15 protein-coding genes are annotated in these 17,462 nt (G+C 49.7%); 10 read left to right on the top strand and 5 right to left on the bottom strand.

The genetic code is table 11. The features are described from left to right. Positions 1-100: 100 nt before the first annotated feature. Both gnd and ACXX82_RS23980 read right to left on the bottom strand, forming a co-directional pair. Positions 101-1,510, bottom strand: coding sequence for an NADP-dependent phosphogluconate dehydrogenase (gene gnd / locus ACXX82_RS23985; RefSeq protein ID WP_458563860.1), 1,410 nt, complete (start codon positions 1,508-1,510; stop codon positions 101-103). Between the two features lie 189 nt (positions 1,511-1,699). After that, entirely contained in the window at positions 1,700-2,512 is an 813-nt protein-coding gene (locus ACXX82_RS23980) for a MipA/OmpV family protein (protein WP_458563859.1), read from the bottom strand. A gap of 433 nt (positions 2,513-2,945) precedes the next feature. On the opposite strand from ACXX82_RS23980, the gene ACXX82_RS23975 reads away from it, so the two are divergent. The 3 genes from ACXX82_RS23975 (at position 2,946) to ACXX82_RS23965 (ending at position 4,808) form a co-directional block, all read left to right on the top strand. Then, complete coding sequence (locus tag ACXX82_RS23975) at positions 2,946-3,176, top strand: hypothetical protein (RefSeq protein WP_458563858.1); 231 nt, start codon at positions 2,946-2,948, stop codon at positions 3,174-3,176. A 107-nt stretch (positions 3,177-3,283) separates the two neighbouring features. Next, on the top strand, positions 3,284-3,523 hold the full coding sequence (locus ACXX82_RS23970) for a DUF1488 family protein (RefSeq protein WP_322239084.1): 240 nt from the start codon (positions 3,284-3,286) through the stop codon (positions 3,521-3,523). A 298-nt stretch (positions 3,524-3,821) separates the two neighbouring features. After that, positions 3,822-4,808, top strand: coding sequence for an LLM class flavin-dependent oxidoreductase (locus ACXX82_RS23965; RefSeq protein ID WP_322239082.1), 987 nt, complete (start codon positions 3,822-3,824; stop codon positions 4,806-4,808). A 219-nt stretch (positions 4,809-5,027) separates the two neighbouring features. Here ACXX82_RS23965 and ACXX82_RS23960 read toward each other — a convergent pair whose 3' ends face one another. Beyond that, positions 5,028-5,465, bottom strand: a complete 438-nt coding sequence (locus ACXX82_RS23960; protein ID WP_458563857.1) for a universal stress protein — start codon at positions 5,463-5,465, stop codon at positions 5,028-5,030. 281 nt (positions 5,466-5,746) lie between these two features. Here ACXX82_RS23960 and ACXX82_RS23955 point away from each other — a divergent pair, with 281 nt between their 5' ends. Beyond that, the gene (locus ACXX82_RS23955; RefSeq protein ID WP_458563856.1) at positions 5,747-7,066 is read left to right on the top strand and encodes a PQQ-dependent sugar dehydrogenase; all 1,320 of its coding nucleotides are present in this window, start codon (positions 5,747-5,749) and stop codon (positions 7,064-7,066) included. Between the two features lie 257 nt (positions 7,067-7,323). After that, positions 7,324-7,530, top strand: coding sequence for a dodecin (locus ACXX82_RS23950; RefSeq protein WP_322239077.1), 207 nt, complete (start codon positions 7,324-7,326; stop codon positions 7,528-7,530). Positions 7,531-7,663: 133 nt separating this feature from the next. Here ACXX82_RS23950 and rhaI read toward each other — a convergent pair whose 3' ends face one another. Beyond that, a complete protein-coding gene (rhaI, locus tag ACXX82_RS23945) occupies positions 7,664-8,959 on the bottom strand; it encodes an L-rhamnose catabolism isomerase (RefSeq protein WP_322240686.1) in 1,296 nt (431 codons plus the stop codon). 102 nt (positions 8,960-9,061) lie between these two features. Continuing rightward, a complete protein-coding gene (locus tag ACXX82_RS23940) occupies positions 9,062-11,170 on the bottom strand; it encodes a bifunctional rhamnulose-1-phosphate aldolase/short-chain dehydrogenase (RefSeq protein ID WP_458563855.1) in 2,109 nt (702 codons plus the stop codon). A gap of 563 nt (positions 11,171-11,733) precedes the next feature. Between ACXX82_RS23940 and ACXX82_RS23935 the strand changes: the two genes are divergently transcribed. The 5 genes from ACXX82_RS23935 to ACXX82_RS23915 all read left to right on the top strand — a co-directional run bounded on the left by ACXX82_RS23935 (position 11,734) and on the right by ACXX82_RS23915 (position 17,454). Continuing rightward, positions 11,734-12,540, top strand: a complete 807-nt coding sequence (locus tag ACXX82_RS23935; protein WP_458563854.1) for a DeoR/GlpR family DNA-binding transcription regulator — start codon at positions 11,734-11,736, stop codon at positions 12,538-12,540. 87 nt (positions 12,541-12,627) lie between these two features. Next, positions 12,628-13,632 (top strand): rhamnose ABC transporter substrate-binding protein, encoded by a 1,005-nt coding sequence (gene rhaS, locus ACXX82_RS23930; RefSeq protein WP_458563853.1) that lies wholly within the window; start codon positions 12,628-12,630, stop codon positions 13,630-13,632. A gap of 200 nt (positions 13,633-13,832) precedes the next feature. Then, positions 13,833-15,428, top strand: coding sequence for a sugar ABC transporter ATP-binding protein (locus ACXX82_RS23925; RefSeq protein ID WP_458563852.1), 1,596 nt, complete (start codon positions 13,833-13,835; stop codon positions 15,426-15,428). Then, a complete protein-coding gene (locus tag ACXX82_RS23920; RefSeq protein ID WP_322239067.1) occupies positions 15,416-16,450 on the top strand; it encodes an ABC transporter permease in 1,035 nt (344 codons plus the stop codon). The genes ACXX82_RS23925 and ACXX82_RS23920 overlap by 13 nt, the downstream gene beginning before the upstream one ends. Before the next feature lie 5 nt (positions 16,451-16,455). Beyond that, entirely contained in the window at positions 16,456-17,454 is a 999-nt protein-coding gene (locus ACXX82_RS23915; protein WP_458564051.1) for an ABC transporter permease, read from the top strand. Positions 17,455-17,462 lie beyond the last annotated feature (8 nt).

Below are 17,462 nucleotides of genomic sequence, written 5' to 3'. Positions count from 1 at the left end.
ACAGGTTTTGTTCGATGAGTTAAATCATAGTTGTGCCGATTGCAAACAAACCAAATAAAAATAAAGAGACGACAGATCACCGTTGGTGCGTTCTTGTGTATTAAGGCCAACTAGCGTGAAAGCTGCCCTTTTTATCAATCCGCTCGAACGTGTGCGCGCCAAAAAAGTCGCGTTGTGCCTGAATTAGATTGGCCGGAAGCCGTTCGGTTCGATACGCATCAAAATAAGCAATCGCGGACGAGAACGCGGGGACCGGCACACCAGCGTTGAGTGCAGCGATCACAACCTCGCGCAGTGCGGATTGGTATTTTTCTGCGATCTCGGAAAAGTAGTCATCCAGCAGCAGATTAGCCAACTGTTTGTTAGTAGCGTACGCCTCCATAATTTTTTGCAAAAAACTGGCGCGGATGATGCAACCGGCACGGAAAATTTTAGCGATGTTCCCGTAGTCCAGATCCCATTTGTATTCATTCGATGCTGCACGCAACTGTGCAAAGCCCTGTGCGTATGAAATGATTTTGCTGAAATACAGCGCACGTTGCACAGCGTCAATCAGTGCTTTGCGATCACCGTTATAGGTTTGTTGCAGCGGTCCTGACAGTTTTTTGCTTGCTGCTACACGTTCGTCTTTGAGCGACGATAAGACGCGCGCAAAAACTGCTTCAGTGATAAGAGGTAGCGGCGCGCCTAAATCCAGCGCATTTTGGCTGGTCCATTTTCCGGTGCCTTTTTGTGCAGCCCGATCCAGGATGACGTCTACCAAATCTTTATCGGTATCGGTGTCTTTTTTTGCAAAAATCTGGGAAGTGATTTCTATCAGGTAACTATTGAGTTCACCCTTGTTCCAGTCTGAATATACCTGGCTTAGCTCTTGATTCGATAGGCAAATGACGTTTTTTAAGACCGCGTAACTTTCTGCGATGAGTTGCATGTCGCCATACTCAATCCCATTGTGGACCATCTTCACAAAATGTCCGGCGCCATTGGGGCCGATATAGCCTACGCAGGGCACGCCGTCCGCCGCTTTGGCAGCGATTTCGGTCAGTATCGGTGCGACCAGATCGTAAGCTTCGCGCTGCCCGCCCGGCATAATGGCGGGGCCTTTAAGCGCACCTTCCTCGCCACCGGATACGCCGGTGCCAATAAAGTGAATACCCGATTTGGCCAGATCGTCGTTGCGCCGAATGGTATCGGTAAAATGCGTGTTCCCACCATCGATCAGGATGTCGCCGTTATCCAATAACGGCTTGACGGCAGCAATCGTCTCATCAGTCGCCGAACCGGCTTTGACCATTAACAGGACGCGGCGCGGCTTCTCGAGCGAATCGATGAACTCTTTGAGAGAATACGTTGCAACAAGATTGCGGTCTGGAAATTCTGCGACCAGCGAATCAGTTTTCTCAGCACTACGGTTATAGACGGAGACCGAATGGCCTCGGCTTTCAATATTTAGTGCAAGATTACGACCCATTACGGCCAATCCAATTACACCAATTATTTGCTTAGTCATGATCGTTCTCCAAAAAAAGACTGCTAATGTTGAAAGGGAGCTTTAAAAATAGAGGCTTACTTTCTACTATTGATGATAGCTGACTTAAGCGGAGTGCCGCTTTCGTCGACCTATCTAAAGGAATGCGATCTGATAAACCGCCTTGTGCGTTTTAAAACTACGCGATTAAGTTGCCCTTATATTTTGCAATTACTTAAATCGATAAGCTAGTGATACAAAGTAACTTTGAGCCGTCCTCTTGTCGACGATGGGACTGTTGGTGATGCCATTGCCGAGCCACTTATAGCGCCCGTATACGTTGACAACCCAGGTTGCATTAATAGGAATTTCGACCTGTAGTGCCACGAGTGGATTTGTTGTGCCTTTGCCTTGATAGGCAGCGTAACGTTTATTAGCGGCAGATTCGGCTGGTGTAATGCCGTAGTAATAATTAACGAAATTTGCATTGCGATATTCAGCACCGATTTGTGGGTAAAAGTTAACCGGGCCAGCCTTTATTTCACCTGCATAGATGGCTTCCAGCAACGTGCCATGCGATTTGTTGACGTCGTAAAAAGCGTTCAGAAAGAACGCACCAACCGGAGTTTCCTGAAAAGTGCCAATACCTAAGGGAATCCCATTTTTGCGTTCGGTCAAACCTCTTAGCGTTGAGTTGGAAGTTTTAAAACCATCAAAACTGACACGACCAGTGAGTTCCAGATAGCCATAGCCCATTTTGACCGTTTTTATGCCGAAGGTATCGACCCGCGCAAATAACCGGCCATAGTCAAGATAGGCGTACGGCAATATCAGGGTTGAACTACGTTTACCACGTATTTCTCCGTGTATTTCGCTGGGTGCCTCGTACACACCTACGCCTAAATCACCCATTATGCGCTGAGGAAACTCATCAACATCAGACGTGGTCGAGTCTTGTGCAACCGCGCTTGAAATTAAAACCAATCCTGTTATTCCTCCTAGGATGGCGCCCAGTATGGCTTTGCTCTGGCCGTTTTCTTTCATACTTTTCCGTAGTTTAGTCATGCTTGACGATGAAACCCGCATTTTGCCTGGCGCCAGCCGTTCACAGTGCGCCGGTAATCCTGTCTCTGCCAATGAGCTAGATTCATAAAAAAGCGGATCCAGCCCTCTTCAAAATGAAATAAAACAGCCCTATATTGTTACATCTCAAACGTGTTTAGACTAGGTTTGATTCTCTTTATTGTTGAATATTCGGAATGGATTTGGGCAAGTCCCAATTAAAATTTATTGAAAGATGTTTTCTTTTGGCAGGCCTTATTCTAAGGGAATCCATAATTGACACTAGTTTGAGAGGCTTTGCGTATTGCGAGTATTCTCCTTATGGTAATAGTAAATACTGTTGAAAATAATTGTTTGATAACTACGTTATCTAAAAAAATACAAACGAGTGTATTTTTCTTTTAAGGAGAGCGATATGAGCGCCATTACAACCACTAACTACGAAGGTTATGAGATACATACGCGTGCTGTGCCTATTGGTGACGTTTGGGCAGCTGAATATTCAATCAGTGAAGATGGTGAAACAAAAATATCGTGGACTCGGGCAAATATTGCGGAAGGACTGCCCACTCACGGCACTGCAAACCATGCAGCCCTCGAAAACGCTAAAGCGGACATCCAACTTAACCTCTCTACGTTCACTTAATATTTAAATACGATAGTTGTATTTGTCTTGTATGCGTTCAGGCGATCGAATCCATAATTCAGGTTGCTTTTGATGAGTGAATAGAAATTTTTCAAGAAGCGGGCTATATGCTAGTTAATGGAAAAAATACCGAGATTACGTTCGCTGTGCCATTTGAGGGAGGAACAGTGACATGTACGGTGCTAGCCGAGGCGTTACGGCATTTAACAAAAAATCCGGCAAGTAGTCTCACTCGAGACCAATTGGTCAGCGCCTTTTTGGATAACAAACCCTTAATTCGAGCGGTAGCCCTTAAAGAGCTTGAAATGGGCGTCGATGAAGTAATTTTGACGGCATCGAGTTTTTAAGGGAGGAGCGCAACTTCAGCCTAATCCTCAATGGATGTCCTCGCGCTAGAACATCAGACGCAAATAGCGCGGATATCACAGGTTGAAAGCGGCGTGGACGTCATTCTTTACCCAATTCCATTACTCGAGCGATGTCGCATGACACTGTTGTAAGTGTTTTGAACCAACCTCTTTTTTAAGTGTAAGCGCTGACTTGATCTGCCGCGCTATCAGCCCATAAGACTGGCCTCCGCCAAATCAAAATCGGCAGAAAGGTTATACTCAAAGACCGCATAAGCAGTTAGATAAGGACACACCCATGATCCCCATTTCGATCCTCGATTTGGTCCGTATTACGCAAGGTAGCACCGCCCGCACCGCGCTCGACAATGCGCGAGATCTCGCACGCCACGCTGAAGGTTGGGGCTACCGCCGATTTTGGATGGCCGAACATCACAATATGATTGGTATTGCCAGTGCTGCAACAGCTGTCGCGATTGCGCACGTTGCCGCTGGAACCAGCACGATTCGCGTGGGCGCTGGTGGCGTCATGCTACCAAACCACGCTCCACTCCTTATTGCCGAACAGTTTGGAACGCTTGCATCATTATTTCCGGGGCGCATTGATCTGGGACTGGGAAGGGCGCCGGGCACTGATCAGATTACTACGCGTGCGCTGCGCCGCGATTCTGCGAGCGCTGAAGAATTCCCGCAGGATGTACTCGAACTTCAGGCTTTTCTCGCGCCAGCTGAACCGGGCCAACGCATTGTCGCGGTACCAGGCGTAGGCACAGAAGTGCCTCTCTGGATTTTGGGATCGAGCACATTTGGTGCCAGACTTGCTGCCAAACTGGGTTTGCCATATGCATTCGCATCGCATTTTGCGCCGGATTCACTTGAGGCCGCGCTCCAAGCTTATCGGGCGCAATTTCATGCGTCTGCTCAACAGGCATCGCCGCATGCGATGGTGGGTATCAATATTATTGCCGCCGAGACCGACGCCGAAGCGCAGCGTCTGGCGACGACGCAACAAATGTCTTTTACCGACATGTTTCGCGGTGCCCGAGGTTTGAGCAAGCCACCAATCGATGATATTGAGACTTATTGGTCAGGTGCAGAGAAAGCGCAAGCATCGCATATGCTGGCTTTTTCGGTTGTCGGCTCGAAACAGACTGTACGCGAAGGGTTGGAAAGGTTAATTTCAATGACTGGTGCGGACGAATTGATGATCGTCTCGGACGTTTTCGATCATGCCGCACGGCTTCGGTCATATGAAATCATTGCAGATATAGCGCGCGGCGCCTAAAGTTAAGGCAAAGGATAAGTTCATTCACCTAGTGGGTTGAAGTGGACGTTAACCGACGTTTGAGACGCACAGCGATGGTCCATGATGGTATCGCTGAAAGAAAAAATAAGCCTTATGATTTGGCTTTAGTGTTTCGGGTTTATTGCTCTAACTTAAAGCTAAGTCATTCGAGCGTCACAACCTAATTTTAAAATAAAAATAAAAATGTGCTTTAGGGTTTTATAGGGCGCTTTGAACAGCCACTAACACGTTGCATTTGACCCGTTCGACGAGCAAAGCATCCGTCGATCCGCGCCACCAACGGGCGGAAAACGCTTTGCGGCGAGAGTGCCCGACGATCACAAGATCGACTTTTAACGCTTCTGCCATTGAGCCGATCACATCAATCGGTTCGCCAGTCTGAAGGTGAGTTGCCACACGCAGTCCAGCGGCGACCATTAATGCTTTACCCGCTTCCAATTCTTCTTTAATGACCTGAGTCCTGTTTGCAAAAGCCACTTCCGGGCAATAACCTCCGGCCATTCCATGCGCCGACAGTTCGATGACGGCCAGCAAATGGACTTCAGTCGAAGCAGGCGGATGGAGTTGAATACATTCGTATAAGGCCGAGCGACTGTCTGGCGTGCCGTTGTAAGCGACCAGGATTTTATTGAACATAAACGCCTCCAACAGATGAGATTTCAGCATTATTGCAACTAAGTCATGGTCCTTATTGTGCGCTCTTTATCGGGTCCAGGTTATAACGTTTTTATGACCGTTTGGCGTAGTAATGCAGGCGGAACAAAGAGCCGGATCGATATAGACCTCCTCGCTCTCCTTGTACATCAGGTCCTGTCTTACAGGTTTATCGCGTTGTTCATCGAAATACTGACCGCATACATGCAAACCTTGCAGTAAAATATTTTTTGATAGAATCTACAGATACCTGGAGACTTTACATGCGCTATCCTTTTATTGCACCCTCGACCATTTGTGTTTTAGTCATGCATCTTAGCGCTTGTGGCGAGGTGGCGACATTGCCGGAACAGGCGGATATGGGGCCACATCCGACAATCCCGGCACCGCATGTGACGCTATTGCCCACCGTCAATATAGCGCCAGCTACGGGTTGGCCTGCTGGCGTAGTACCGCAGGCCGGCGCTGGCCTTGCAGTGAAAGCACTTGCCACCGGCCTTGATCATCCGCGTTGGTTGTATGTACTCCCCAATGGTGATGTGCTGGTGGCAGAAACCAACGCTCCGCCCAAGCCCGACGATAGCAAAGGTATTAAGGGTTGGATCATGAGGCTTGTCATGAAACGGGCAGGTGCTGGCGTACCGAGCGCTAATCGCATCACCCTGTTGCGCGATACAAATGGCGACGGCGTGGTCGCCACAAAAACGGTGTTCCTGCAAGGATTGAATTCTCCCTTTGGTATGACATTGGTTGGCACCGATTTGTATGTTGCTACGACTGATGCCTTATGGCGCTTTCCCTATCGCACTGGCGAAACACAAATTACGGTGCCAGGTGTAAAAGTGATTGATTTACCCGGAGGGCCGATCAATCATCACTGGACAAAAAACGTGATCGCAAGTCGGGATGGTGCGCATCTATATGTAACGGTTGGCTCGAATAGCAATGTTGCCGAAAACGGACTTGAAAACGAGGTCAACCGCGCCGCCATCCTGGAAGTTGATGCCAAAACAGGTCGCTCGCGCATCTTCGCCTCGGGCTTACGCAATCCGAATGGTCTAGCTTGGCAACCACACAGTGGTGCTCTGTGGACGGCGGTCAACGAACGCGATGAACTTGGCAGCGATCTGGTGCCGGACTATATGACTTCGGTGAAGGACGGCGGTTTTTATGGATGGCCTTATAGTTATTATGGCCAGCATGTGGATACGAGAGTGAAGCCGCCGCGGCCTGATATGGTGGATAAAGCGATTGCGCCAGATTATGCGCTAGGTGCGCATACGGCCAGCCTTGGGCTTGCTTTCTATGAAGGTAATTTATTGCCGAAGCATTTTTTTGGCGGAGCGTTTATCGGCCAGCACGGCTCTTGGAATCGCAAGCCCAGGAGCGGTTACAAAGTGATTTTTGTCCCCTTTATTGACGGAAATCCTGCTGGTCCACCTGAAGACGTTCTTACCGGTTTTGTAACTGCGCAGGGTGATGCGATGGGCCGCCCGGTTGGCGTGGCGGTCGACCGCACGGGCGCGCTTTTGGTCGCTGATGACGTTGGCAATGTCGTATGGCGGGTTACCCCCAGTCGTTAGCCGACCGGTTGGTTTGAGAGGTGGCGATGCGAACGCTGTTCAGCGAATAGAGGGATGGGATAAAGAGCGCGAAGGAAATGGTTAGGCCTGTCTGCTAGCAAGGCTGGTGAAGTATCGGCGCGGCGAAAGTTTGAGGAACTATTAAGTTTTATGATTTTTATGGAAAATGAATCATTTGACTACTATGATGGAAGCTAAAGCGATATGCGAGCGAATGTCAGATATCAACTCAACCATAGCCAATACAGGAAATTACCATGTCTACCCATACGTACAAACTGGTCGAGTTGGTCGGGACCTCAAAAACTGGTAGCGATGATGCAATACGTGATGCGATTACCAAGGCGGCGCTGACGGTTAAACATATGGACTGGTTCGAAGTCGTTGAAACCCGAGGTCATATTGTGGATGGCAAGATTTCTCATTATCAGGTAACGATCAAAGTTGGCTTCAGGTTAGAGTAACAAACCGTTGACCGACCTTTAGCTTTCCTCGTGGACGTTCCGCGCGCCTGGTTTTATACGCTGAGGCAGGACATTAGAGGCGCTGCGGGGTTGCGAACCTGGGAACCTGATGCCGGGATTGAATTCTAGAGCCTCAAATAATACCGCTACTACTGATCCCTGCCTTCGGTGGTCGTTGTTGGCCTTTTTGAGCGCGATATCCGGTTGAACGGTAGCAGCCGATGGGGTCGATTGTCGCGCCCGAGCGGAACCGTGCCATTGCCAGAATAGGACTGACGTCGGTACGGAATGCATGTTTCAAGGTTTGTGCCGATTGGAGTACGTCGTTTTGCTCCTGATAATGCTGCAACGCCGTGCGGTCAACGATGGCAGATTGAATAAACGCCCGCTGTACTTCAATGGCGCTGCTCATCAAACTTTCAATCGGATCGGTTACGTTGTGTGACTGGTCGAGCATATACGATGGTTTAAACGATGCCCCCTCGCGTTGCGCAACATCCGCCAACTCGTTGAAGATCAAAAATAATTGGAAGGGATTGATGCTGCCCGAGTCCAGATCGTCATCGCCGTATTTGCTATCGTTAAAATGGAAACCACCCAATTTGCCAAACTGTGCCAGGCGGGCAACGATCATTTCGATATTGGTATTGGGCGCGTGGTGACCCAGATCGACAAGGCATTTTGCCTTCGGTCCCAGTTCGGTCGCGCATGCAAAACTAGTACCCCAATCGGCGATAGTGGTGGCGTAGAAAGCCGGTTCAAATAATTTGTGCTCAATATAGACCAGCCAGTCGGATGGCAATGCGCTGTAGATTTCGCGCATGCTATCCAGATAGCGTTCGAGCGCGCCGCGTAGATTGTGCTGGCCGGGAAAGTTTGCGCCATCACCGATCCAGACTGTAAGCGCGTTAGAACCGAGGGCCCGCCCTAACGTAATGCAGTCGATATTGTGTGCAATCGCTTGAGCGCGTGCGGCAGGATTGTTTGCTGTCAGACTGCCATTTTTGTACGAATGCGCTTGCCCGGCCTGATCCTGAAATGTATTCGAATTAACGGTGTCAAAACCTAAGCCATATCCGCTTGCGATTTCTCGCAGAGCCGCAGGATCAGTCGTTTTATCCCAGGGAAAATGCAGTGATACAGTCGGTGTAGCGTGCGTTAATTGATGGATCACCGCGCAGTCTTCCATCTTTTCGAACACGTTTCGCGGCTCGCCAATTCCTGGAAAACGTGCGAAACGCGTACCGCCGGTGCCTACGCCCCAACTCGGTAACGCGACTGCAAAAGTTTGGGCTAATGCGGTCAATTTTTCAATGTCTTGTCCGCGCCGTGCCAGCATGCCACCGAGTGCTTCATAGTCAGCTTGAAGATTATTTTGTATGTTGGTATTGTGTTCGGCAATCCGGCCGGTATCGATCATTGCATTCATCATGTCTCCTGATTTTCAGCACCGAGGCAACAATTATTAGCGCCTGCTGCTGGTTATGTATATTTAATATGCTGGCGATTCGGGCGCATTCGCCTTATTGCCTTATCGTGTAAACGCCGCCGCATTTCCCGCGTCAACGTTAATGATGTTGCCGGTACTCTTGGCCGATTTATCGCTGGCCAAAAAATACACTGCTTCGGCGATATCTTCGGGTAGGACGCTGCGTTTAAGCATACTGCGTTGGCGATAGAATTCTTCCACATCGCCTGATTCAATTTTGTTCGAGGCGGCACGCTCTTCTTTCCATTTTCCATCCCAGATCCGCGAGCCACGGATCACGGCGTCAGGATTGACGACATTGACACGGATACCATGCGCAGCGCCTTCCAGTGCAATACAACGCGCCAGATGGATTTCACCTGCTTTGGCGGTGCAATATGCCGATGCGCCAGCGGATGCCACTAAGCCGTTTTTGCTGGCGACAAATACCATGCTGCCGCCTAATTTTTGTTCTTTCATCATGCGGAAAGCGCTGCGACTAACCAGAAAGTAGCCTGTCACCAGAATCGATTGATTGCGCTCCCACATTTCCAGCGTAGTGTCTTCTAGCGGCGCGGATGAAGCGATTCCCGCGTTAGAGATCAGCAGATCAATGCCGCCAAAGCGGAGCGCCGTGCTGCTGAGGATGATATCAATATCTTGCTCGCTAGTGATATTCGCGCAGATACTAGCGACGTAATCGCGTCCGGCGACCTTGATCAGTGTTTGTTCGGCTTGTATCAGCGCCTCGGCATCGATATCGGTCAGCATGACGCAAGCGCCTTCTTGTAACAGCTGGCGCGCAACCGCCTGACCGATTCCGCCGCCACCACCCGTGACCAGTGCAATGCGTCCCGCGAGACTTTTTGGTTTGGGCATGCGTTGCAGCTTGGCTTCTTCCAGTAACCAATACTCGATATCGAAGGCTTCCTGCTCTGGCAAGCCGACATAAGTGTCGACCCCATTTGCGCCGCGCATGACGTTGATGGCATTGACATAAAATTCCCCAGCGATGCGGGCTGTGGCTTTGTCTTTGGCGAAGGACAGCATACCAACCCCAGGAATCAAATAAATGATTGGGTTGGCATCGCGTATTGCCGGACTATTATCGCGTTTGCAGCGGGCGTAATAGGCGAGGTATTCGGCACGATAGGCGCGCAATGCATCGTCCAGACCAGCCAATAATCGCTCAAAATTGGGATTGACTGGGTCAAAATCGACCACGAACGGGCGGATTTTGGTGCGCAAAAAATGATCCGGGCATGACGTTCCGAGCGCTGCTAACGGCAACAAATCAGTGCTACACACAAAATCGAGCACAGTCTGGCTATCGTCAAAATGGCCTAATTTATATTCATCCTGACTAATCTTGCCGCGCAAAAGCGGCATCAGACGCGCTGCCAGATCGGCACGTTCGGAGGCCACAAGTGGCGTGAACTTACTACCGCCAAAAGCCGGTTGTTTGCTGTTGGCTGCCAACCAGTCTTCTGCGCGTTTGATGATTGCTAAGGTAATCTCGTAGCAGGATTTAGATGTATCGCCCCACGTAAATAAACCATGTCCTTCCAGAACGATGCCTTTTAGGTGCGGCTGTTCTTTTGATAACACCTCTAGCTTTAACCCGAGATCATAACCGGGCCGCTGCCATGGCAACCAACCCAAATCACCCTCGAAGACTTTGAGAGTCAGTGCTCGGCTATTGGCACAGGCGGCAATCGCAATCACAGAATCCGGATGCATATGATCAACATGTTTTTTGTCGATGTAGGCATGTAATGGCGTATCGATACTGGCCGCACGTGGATTCAGGTTAAAGGTGCAATGCGGCAAATAGGCGACCATCTCATCTTCCAGCGCCAAGCCACGATAACGATTTTTGAGAGAACGCAGTTTGTCCATATAGAGTGTGGAAAATCCGTCCAGCTTGATACTTCCCAAATCGCCGCCCGATCCTTTGACCCACAAAACCTCGGCTTGCTCGCCGGTAAGGTGGTCAGTCATATCAATCTTGGCGGAGGTATTGCCACCGCCAAAGTTGGTAATGCGCATGTCAGAACCAAGCAGGTTTGAGCGGTATAACAGGAGTTCGGGCGCGCTGAGCATCGCAGCGGTGGCATCATCCCACATCGGGGTGATCGGGCCTTGCGGCGTGGTGGCAATCAATTCAGTCATACAGTCTCCATCATCTATTGTTATTACTTTAGGCGTTACGCAAAGTCGCCCCAGCAACGTTGTGCTTTCCTGGCCGCCAACGTGGCTTGGTACTCGCGTACTGTCTGCGTCGGCAGCGTTCGCAAGCTCGTTGAAGGGACTGTTCTGCGTAACGCCTATTTATTAATGTATTAGGCTCTGATCACATCGATTTTTTAAAAATGCAAAGGGGATGAGCAATGACGACTAGTAGAAAGCAGGCACTAATCACTGTCAATCTTTTGGCGCTCAAAATGGTGATTGAAGTTGAATTAATCACGATGTTGATTGATGTTCGCATTAAGTTGTCGGCAATATAATCAATGGTTTGACTGAAATGCAAATAATCATCGAGTTGATTGATTGGTGATTGACAGGCATTTCTCAAATGCTTAGTCTGTTTTACCGAGAAAGAGATCGTCCTGTTGATTGCAACTTGCTGTAGCAATCAAAAGAGATGAATCCAAACAGGAGACAAAGTGGTGAATAAATTGGCGATGTCAACAAGCGCTGACGCGCTGTGGTGGATCAGCGATGGTGTGTGAATGGTGAATCATAAACGCCGTAAAGGCTTGCTGAAGTTACTCGCCGAGCACAACACGGTCAGCGTAGAGCAATTGGTTGATTGGCTGAATTCGTCGCCAGCGACCGTGCGGCGCGATATCGCCTGGCTTGCTGAACGTAATCTGTTGACCCGAACCCGTGGCGGGGCAGAGAATCTGCCGCAAAAAAAACGTGCATTTGCCTTGTCTGGCGAAACCTTTCAAAACAATATAGAACGTTTTTCCGCAGAAAAACGCGCTATCGCCAGATATGCCACAAACATGTGCGCCGATGGCGAAACCATCATTATCAATGGCGGCACAACGACTTACATGATGGTGGAATTTCTTGCCGAAAAACGCCTGAAAATTTTGACTAATTCGTTTTTGATGGCAGAGCGCCTATTAATGTCGAGCGAAAATGAAATCATTCTGCCGGGCGGCAAGGTCTACCGTGAGCAAAACGTCATCCTTAGTCCATTCGATAACGATATTACCCAACATCACTACGCGGCAAAAATGTTCATGGGCGTCTACGGATTGTCGATGCTGGGTTTGATGGAGGTCGATCCCCTTTTGATTCAGGCCGAAAAGCGCCTGATCAGTCAGACCGAAGAATTGATTGTACTGGCCGACAGTTCAAAGTTTGCACGCAAAGCAGGATTGATCTTATGCGGTCTTAACCGTGTCGCTTGCGTCATCACCGATACGGGCGCGTCAGATGCCGCGATCCAGATGCTGGAACAGGCGGGTGTGAAGGTGATTACCGTGACGCCGGAAAAAGTACCGATGAATGCAATGCAAGATTGATTCAACAAAATTGCCCCAAAAAACATTGATTTAACAAGGCTGGAAGACATTCGGTCCACAGTCGTATTTATCACAGGAGACATCGCAATGAAACTAAAAAAAATATTGCTCGCCGCGTTGACCGTCGGCATGATCGGCGGCTTGGTGAACAGCGCCCAGGCGGCCGAAAAAATAAAGATCGCGATGGTGGTAAAGAGCCTCGGCAATGGTTTTTTTGACGCTGCCCATGAGGGCGCAAAAGAGGCCGCGAAAGAACTTGGGGATGTTGAGATTATTTATACCGGCCCAACCACGCCAACAGCGGAAGGCCAGATTGAGATCATCAACTCTCTGATCAGCCAAAAAGTAAGCGCTATCGTGATCTCAGCCAATGATGCCAACGCGCTGGTGCCGATTACTAAAAAAGCGATGCAACGCGGTATCAAAGTGGTTTCTTTTGATAGCGGTATCGCAAAAGATGGGCGGTTGATGCAACTCAATCCATCCAATGCGCAATTGATCGGTTTGAAACAAATTCAGATGGCGTCTGACGCGATTGGCGGAGCCGGTGAAGTGGCAATTCTGTCGGCCACCGCTCAGGCAACCAACCAGAATATTTGGATTGGCGAAATGAAAAAGGTCTTGGCGAAACCCGAGTACGCAAAGATAAAGCTGGTTGCGACCGTCTATGGCGATGACCAATCAGACAAGAGCTATCGAGAAGCAATTGGCTTGTTGCGTAGCAATCCAAATCTGAAGGCGATTATTGCCCCGACTACCGTTGGTATCAATGCAGCCAGTAAAGCCGTGGTGGATGAACATTTGGTTGGCAAGGTATTTGTCACAGGACTCGGTTTGCCGTCTGAAATGGCTGGTCATGTGAAGAGTGGGGCGGTGAAAAGCTTTGCGATCTGGAACCCAATTGATCTCGGTTATGCGGCGACCTATGCTGCTTACGATTTCGTCAAGGGAAAAGCCGTTTCTAAACCGGGTGCGAGTATCGCGGTCGGACGGATGGGTAAGATTACGCTTGATGTTAACAATGAAGCTGCGTTAGCGCCGCCATTTACCTACGATAAAGATAACGTCGACAAGTTTGCCAAAATATTTTGACAATCAAATCGGGCTTATCGATTTTGCCGTGCGCATCAATATTATGCAATAACGTCGTAGTGTAGGGGTTTCTGAACAGTGGTTGCAGTATTAGCTGCAACTACGTTCACAGGATGAGGTTTGATTGTCTTGCGCTGGTCGAAACGCTCAGATAGTTGCATCAGGCGCGGCGCTTGTTCCCTATCATTTATGAAATGAATATGCCCTTGAACGCTGCGCCAAACACTTATTCCGCCCCATCCGATCTGACGCGATCCGATCTGACGATGTCCGATACGCCGCCGGTGCTGACGTTATCCGACATCTGTAAGCGTTTTCATGGCGTTGTTGCGCTGGATGATGTGGGACTGACCGTTCGCGCCGGAGAAGTGATGGCGCTGATTGGTGAAAATGGTGCTGGAAAATCGACGCTGGTGAAGACGTTGACCGGGATTTACCAAGCCGATGGCGGCACGATCCATCTGTCTGGAAAACTGGTTTCGTTTGCCAATCCCCAGGCGGCGATGCATGCAGGTATCACAGCGGTTCATCAGGAAACCGTCATGTTCGATGAACTCACTGTGGCGGAAAATATCTTTATTGGTCGTCAGCCGCAACATGGATTCCCACCCCGGATTAATTGGGCTTTCATTGAGGCAGAAGCGGAAAAATTATTCGCACGTCTGGAAGTCACTTTGCCGGTGCGCGCTCGCGTTAAAGATTTGAGCGTTGCACAACGCCATTTCGTTGAAATCGCCCGTGCACTCTCGCAAAACGCGCGTGTAGTCATCATGGATGAGCCCACTGCGTCATTGTCGCAACGCGAAATTCACGAACTGTATCGGATCATCCGGCAATTGCGCGATGCCGGAACGGCGGTTATTTTTATCTCCCATAAGTTTGATGAGATTTTCGCAGTGGCTGATCGTTACACGGTATTACGTGACGGCCATTTTGTGGCTGCGGGCGCGCTTGCCGATATTGCCGAGCCGGAATTGGTGGCGTTGATGGTCGGCCGTGAGATTCATCAGGTCTTTCCAAAGGTTGAAGTTGCACTAGGTCCGACAATACTTGAGGTGGAAAATTTTTGTCATCCGACCGAATTTAACGGAGTGAACTTTTCGGTGCAACAAGGTGAAATTGTCGGTTTTTATGGTCTGGTGGGTGCCGGGCGCTCTGAAGTCATGCAGGCGCTATTTGGACTGACGCCTGAGGTTACCGGTACGGTGAAGCTGCACGGAAAGGCGATTACTATCCATTCCACCAGCGACGCTATTGCCCATGGAATCGCCTATGTACCGGAGGATCGGCAGCATCAGGGTGCACATTTATCGCTTCCAATTGTCCACAACATCACATTGCCGATCCTATCCAAAATTGGTTTTTTTCTGTCGGGTCGACGTGCCAAAGAAACGGCTATTGCACGTCATTTTAGCGAACAGCTGGAATTGAAGGCGGGGCATTTTACCCAAATGGTATCGGAACTATCCGGTGGCAATCAACAAAAAGTGGTGCTGGCAAAATGGCTCGCGACCGATCCAAAGGTGATTATTCTGGATGAGCCGACCAAGGGGATTGATATTGGTTCTAAAGCAGCGGTCCATACTTTTATCAGTGAACTGGTGTCGAAGGGATTATCGGTGATTCTGGTCTCGTCTGAATTGCCGGAAGTACTGGGTATGGCTGATCGAATTGTGGTCATGCACCAAGGTCACATCAAAAAAATATTTACGAGGGCCCAAGCGACACCCGAAAACGTGGTTGCCACTGCATCCGGTAGTGCGTATTCCGCAGAGGAAACTGTATGCGCTTACTAAAAAATCGTGAAGCGCTGCTGGCGTTGCTGATCTTGTTACTGATTGGTGTGGTCGGGTTGCGTGCGCCGATATTCCTGAGTGCCTCGAGCATGTCTAATCTGCTGACCGATAGCACGTTATTGGTGATGCTGGCGTTGACCCAGATGTTCGTCATTGTCACGCGTGGTATTGATTTGTCGATTGCGTCAAATCTTGCGCTATCGGGAATGATGACGGCACTGTTGGCGTCCAAATTCCCTGATTTGTCGGTGGCAGTGATCATTCTGGTGGCACTTGGTATTGGTCTGTTTCTGGGCTTGATTAACGGTTGGCTGATTGGTTATCTGAATCTACCGCCGATTGTCGTTACTTTAGGCACGATGAGCGTCTATCGTGGCCTGGTATTCGTGCTTTCCGGCGGTGCATGGGTGTCGTCGCGGCAAATGCCCGCAGCGTTTATCGCGTTTCCACTGACCCATTTTCTTGGTGTCTCGCATCTGGTTTGGTTGGCAGCGATTGCGATTATCGTCATGTGGTTTATTGCCCGCTACACACATTTTGGAAGAGACTTATATGCCATCGGCAATCAACCGGTGGCTGCGCGCTACGTCGGTATTGCGATTTCTCAACGCTTACTTTGGACGTACGGACTCTCGGGCATGATGGCCGGTCTGTGCGGATATTTGTGGGTTGCGCGCTATGCCGTAGCGTATACCGAAATCGCTTATGGGTTTGAGTTCACCGTTATTGCAGCTTGTGTGATTGGTGGTATCAGTATTGCGGGCGGTGTTGGCAGTGTCGCCGGTGCGGTTTTGGGTGCCTTATTTCTATCGGTGATCAATAACGCTTTGCCGATTGTAAAGATATCGCCGTTCTGGCAGAGCGCATTGACCGGTATCGTGATTCTGACCGCCGTGGTGATCAATGCCCGTGGCAATACCAAAAACGGTAGACAGATATTGTCGCTGCAGTCGCTTGATCCTTCCCGGCAACCGCCTCCATCCGTTCAATCCGGCCAATCGACAGTAAGGGAAACAGTGTGAGTACGATGAACACGGCGCCATTGCCTTCGACAGCGACATCCCGTTACACCATCCAGGACCGACAAGGCTTTAGAATCGGCGGCCTAATGGCGCGCTGGGAAACGCTGTTAGCGATCCTGTTTGTTGTGGTATTTGTTGCGAATAGCTTTCTGTTGCCGCACTTCTTTGATTTTTATAACCTCGCAGATAGTACGTTTAATTTTAGTGAGAAGGCGTTGATTGCATTGCCGATGGCGTTGCTCATCATCTGTCGGGAGATTGATATTTCAGTCTCGGGCATACTCGCCTTGTCGTCGGTGGCAATGGGTCTTGCGCATCACTATGGCATGCCAGCGCCGGGATTGCTGTTTGTCGCTATTGCGACTGGCACAGCGTGTGGATTGTTAAATGGATTTTTAGTTACCCGCTTTGCGTTGCCCTCCATTGTGGTCACGATCGGGACTGTATCCCTGTTCCGCGGTTTGTCGAGTGTAATTTTGGGTGATCAGGCATTTACCGGTTATCCGCAATTGTTGGTGGATTGGGGGCAAGGATATTTCTTCGAGGTGATCCCGCGTGAGTTTGTGGTATTACTTGTTTTCGCGATAGTGTTTGCGGTCCTGTTACATGCCACCAGTTGGGGACGGAAAATGTACGCTATCGGTAATAATCCGATAGCCGCACGATTTTCCGGGATCGCTGTGAATCGTTACCGTTTGGCGTTGTTTATGTTGACGGGCGCAATGGCCGGTCTGGCTGGTTTTTTGCTGACTGGACGGATCGGCAGCACGCGCCCCAACATCGCGCTTGGATGGGAGCTTGAAATCATTACTATGGTGATCTTGGGTGGCGTGAGTATCGCTGGCGGCGCGGGTAGCATTGGCGGGGTGTTACTAGCCGTATTGACACTTGGGATGGTGACGTATGGACTGGCATTAGCCAATATTCCTGGGATTATTATGACAATCGTTGTCGGCCTGCTGCTGTTGATCACCATTGCATTGCCGCGCTTGCTACGCAAATAAAATTACTG

Source organism: Glaciimonas sp. GNP009, from assembly GCF_054343755.1.
This window is presented reverse-complemented; position numbering and strand designations above follow the sequence as displayed.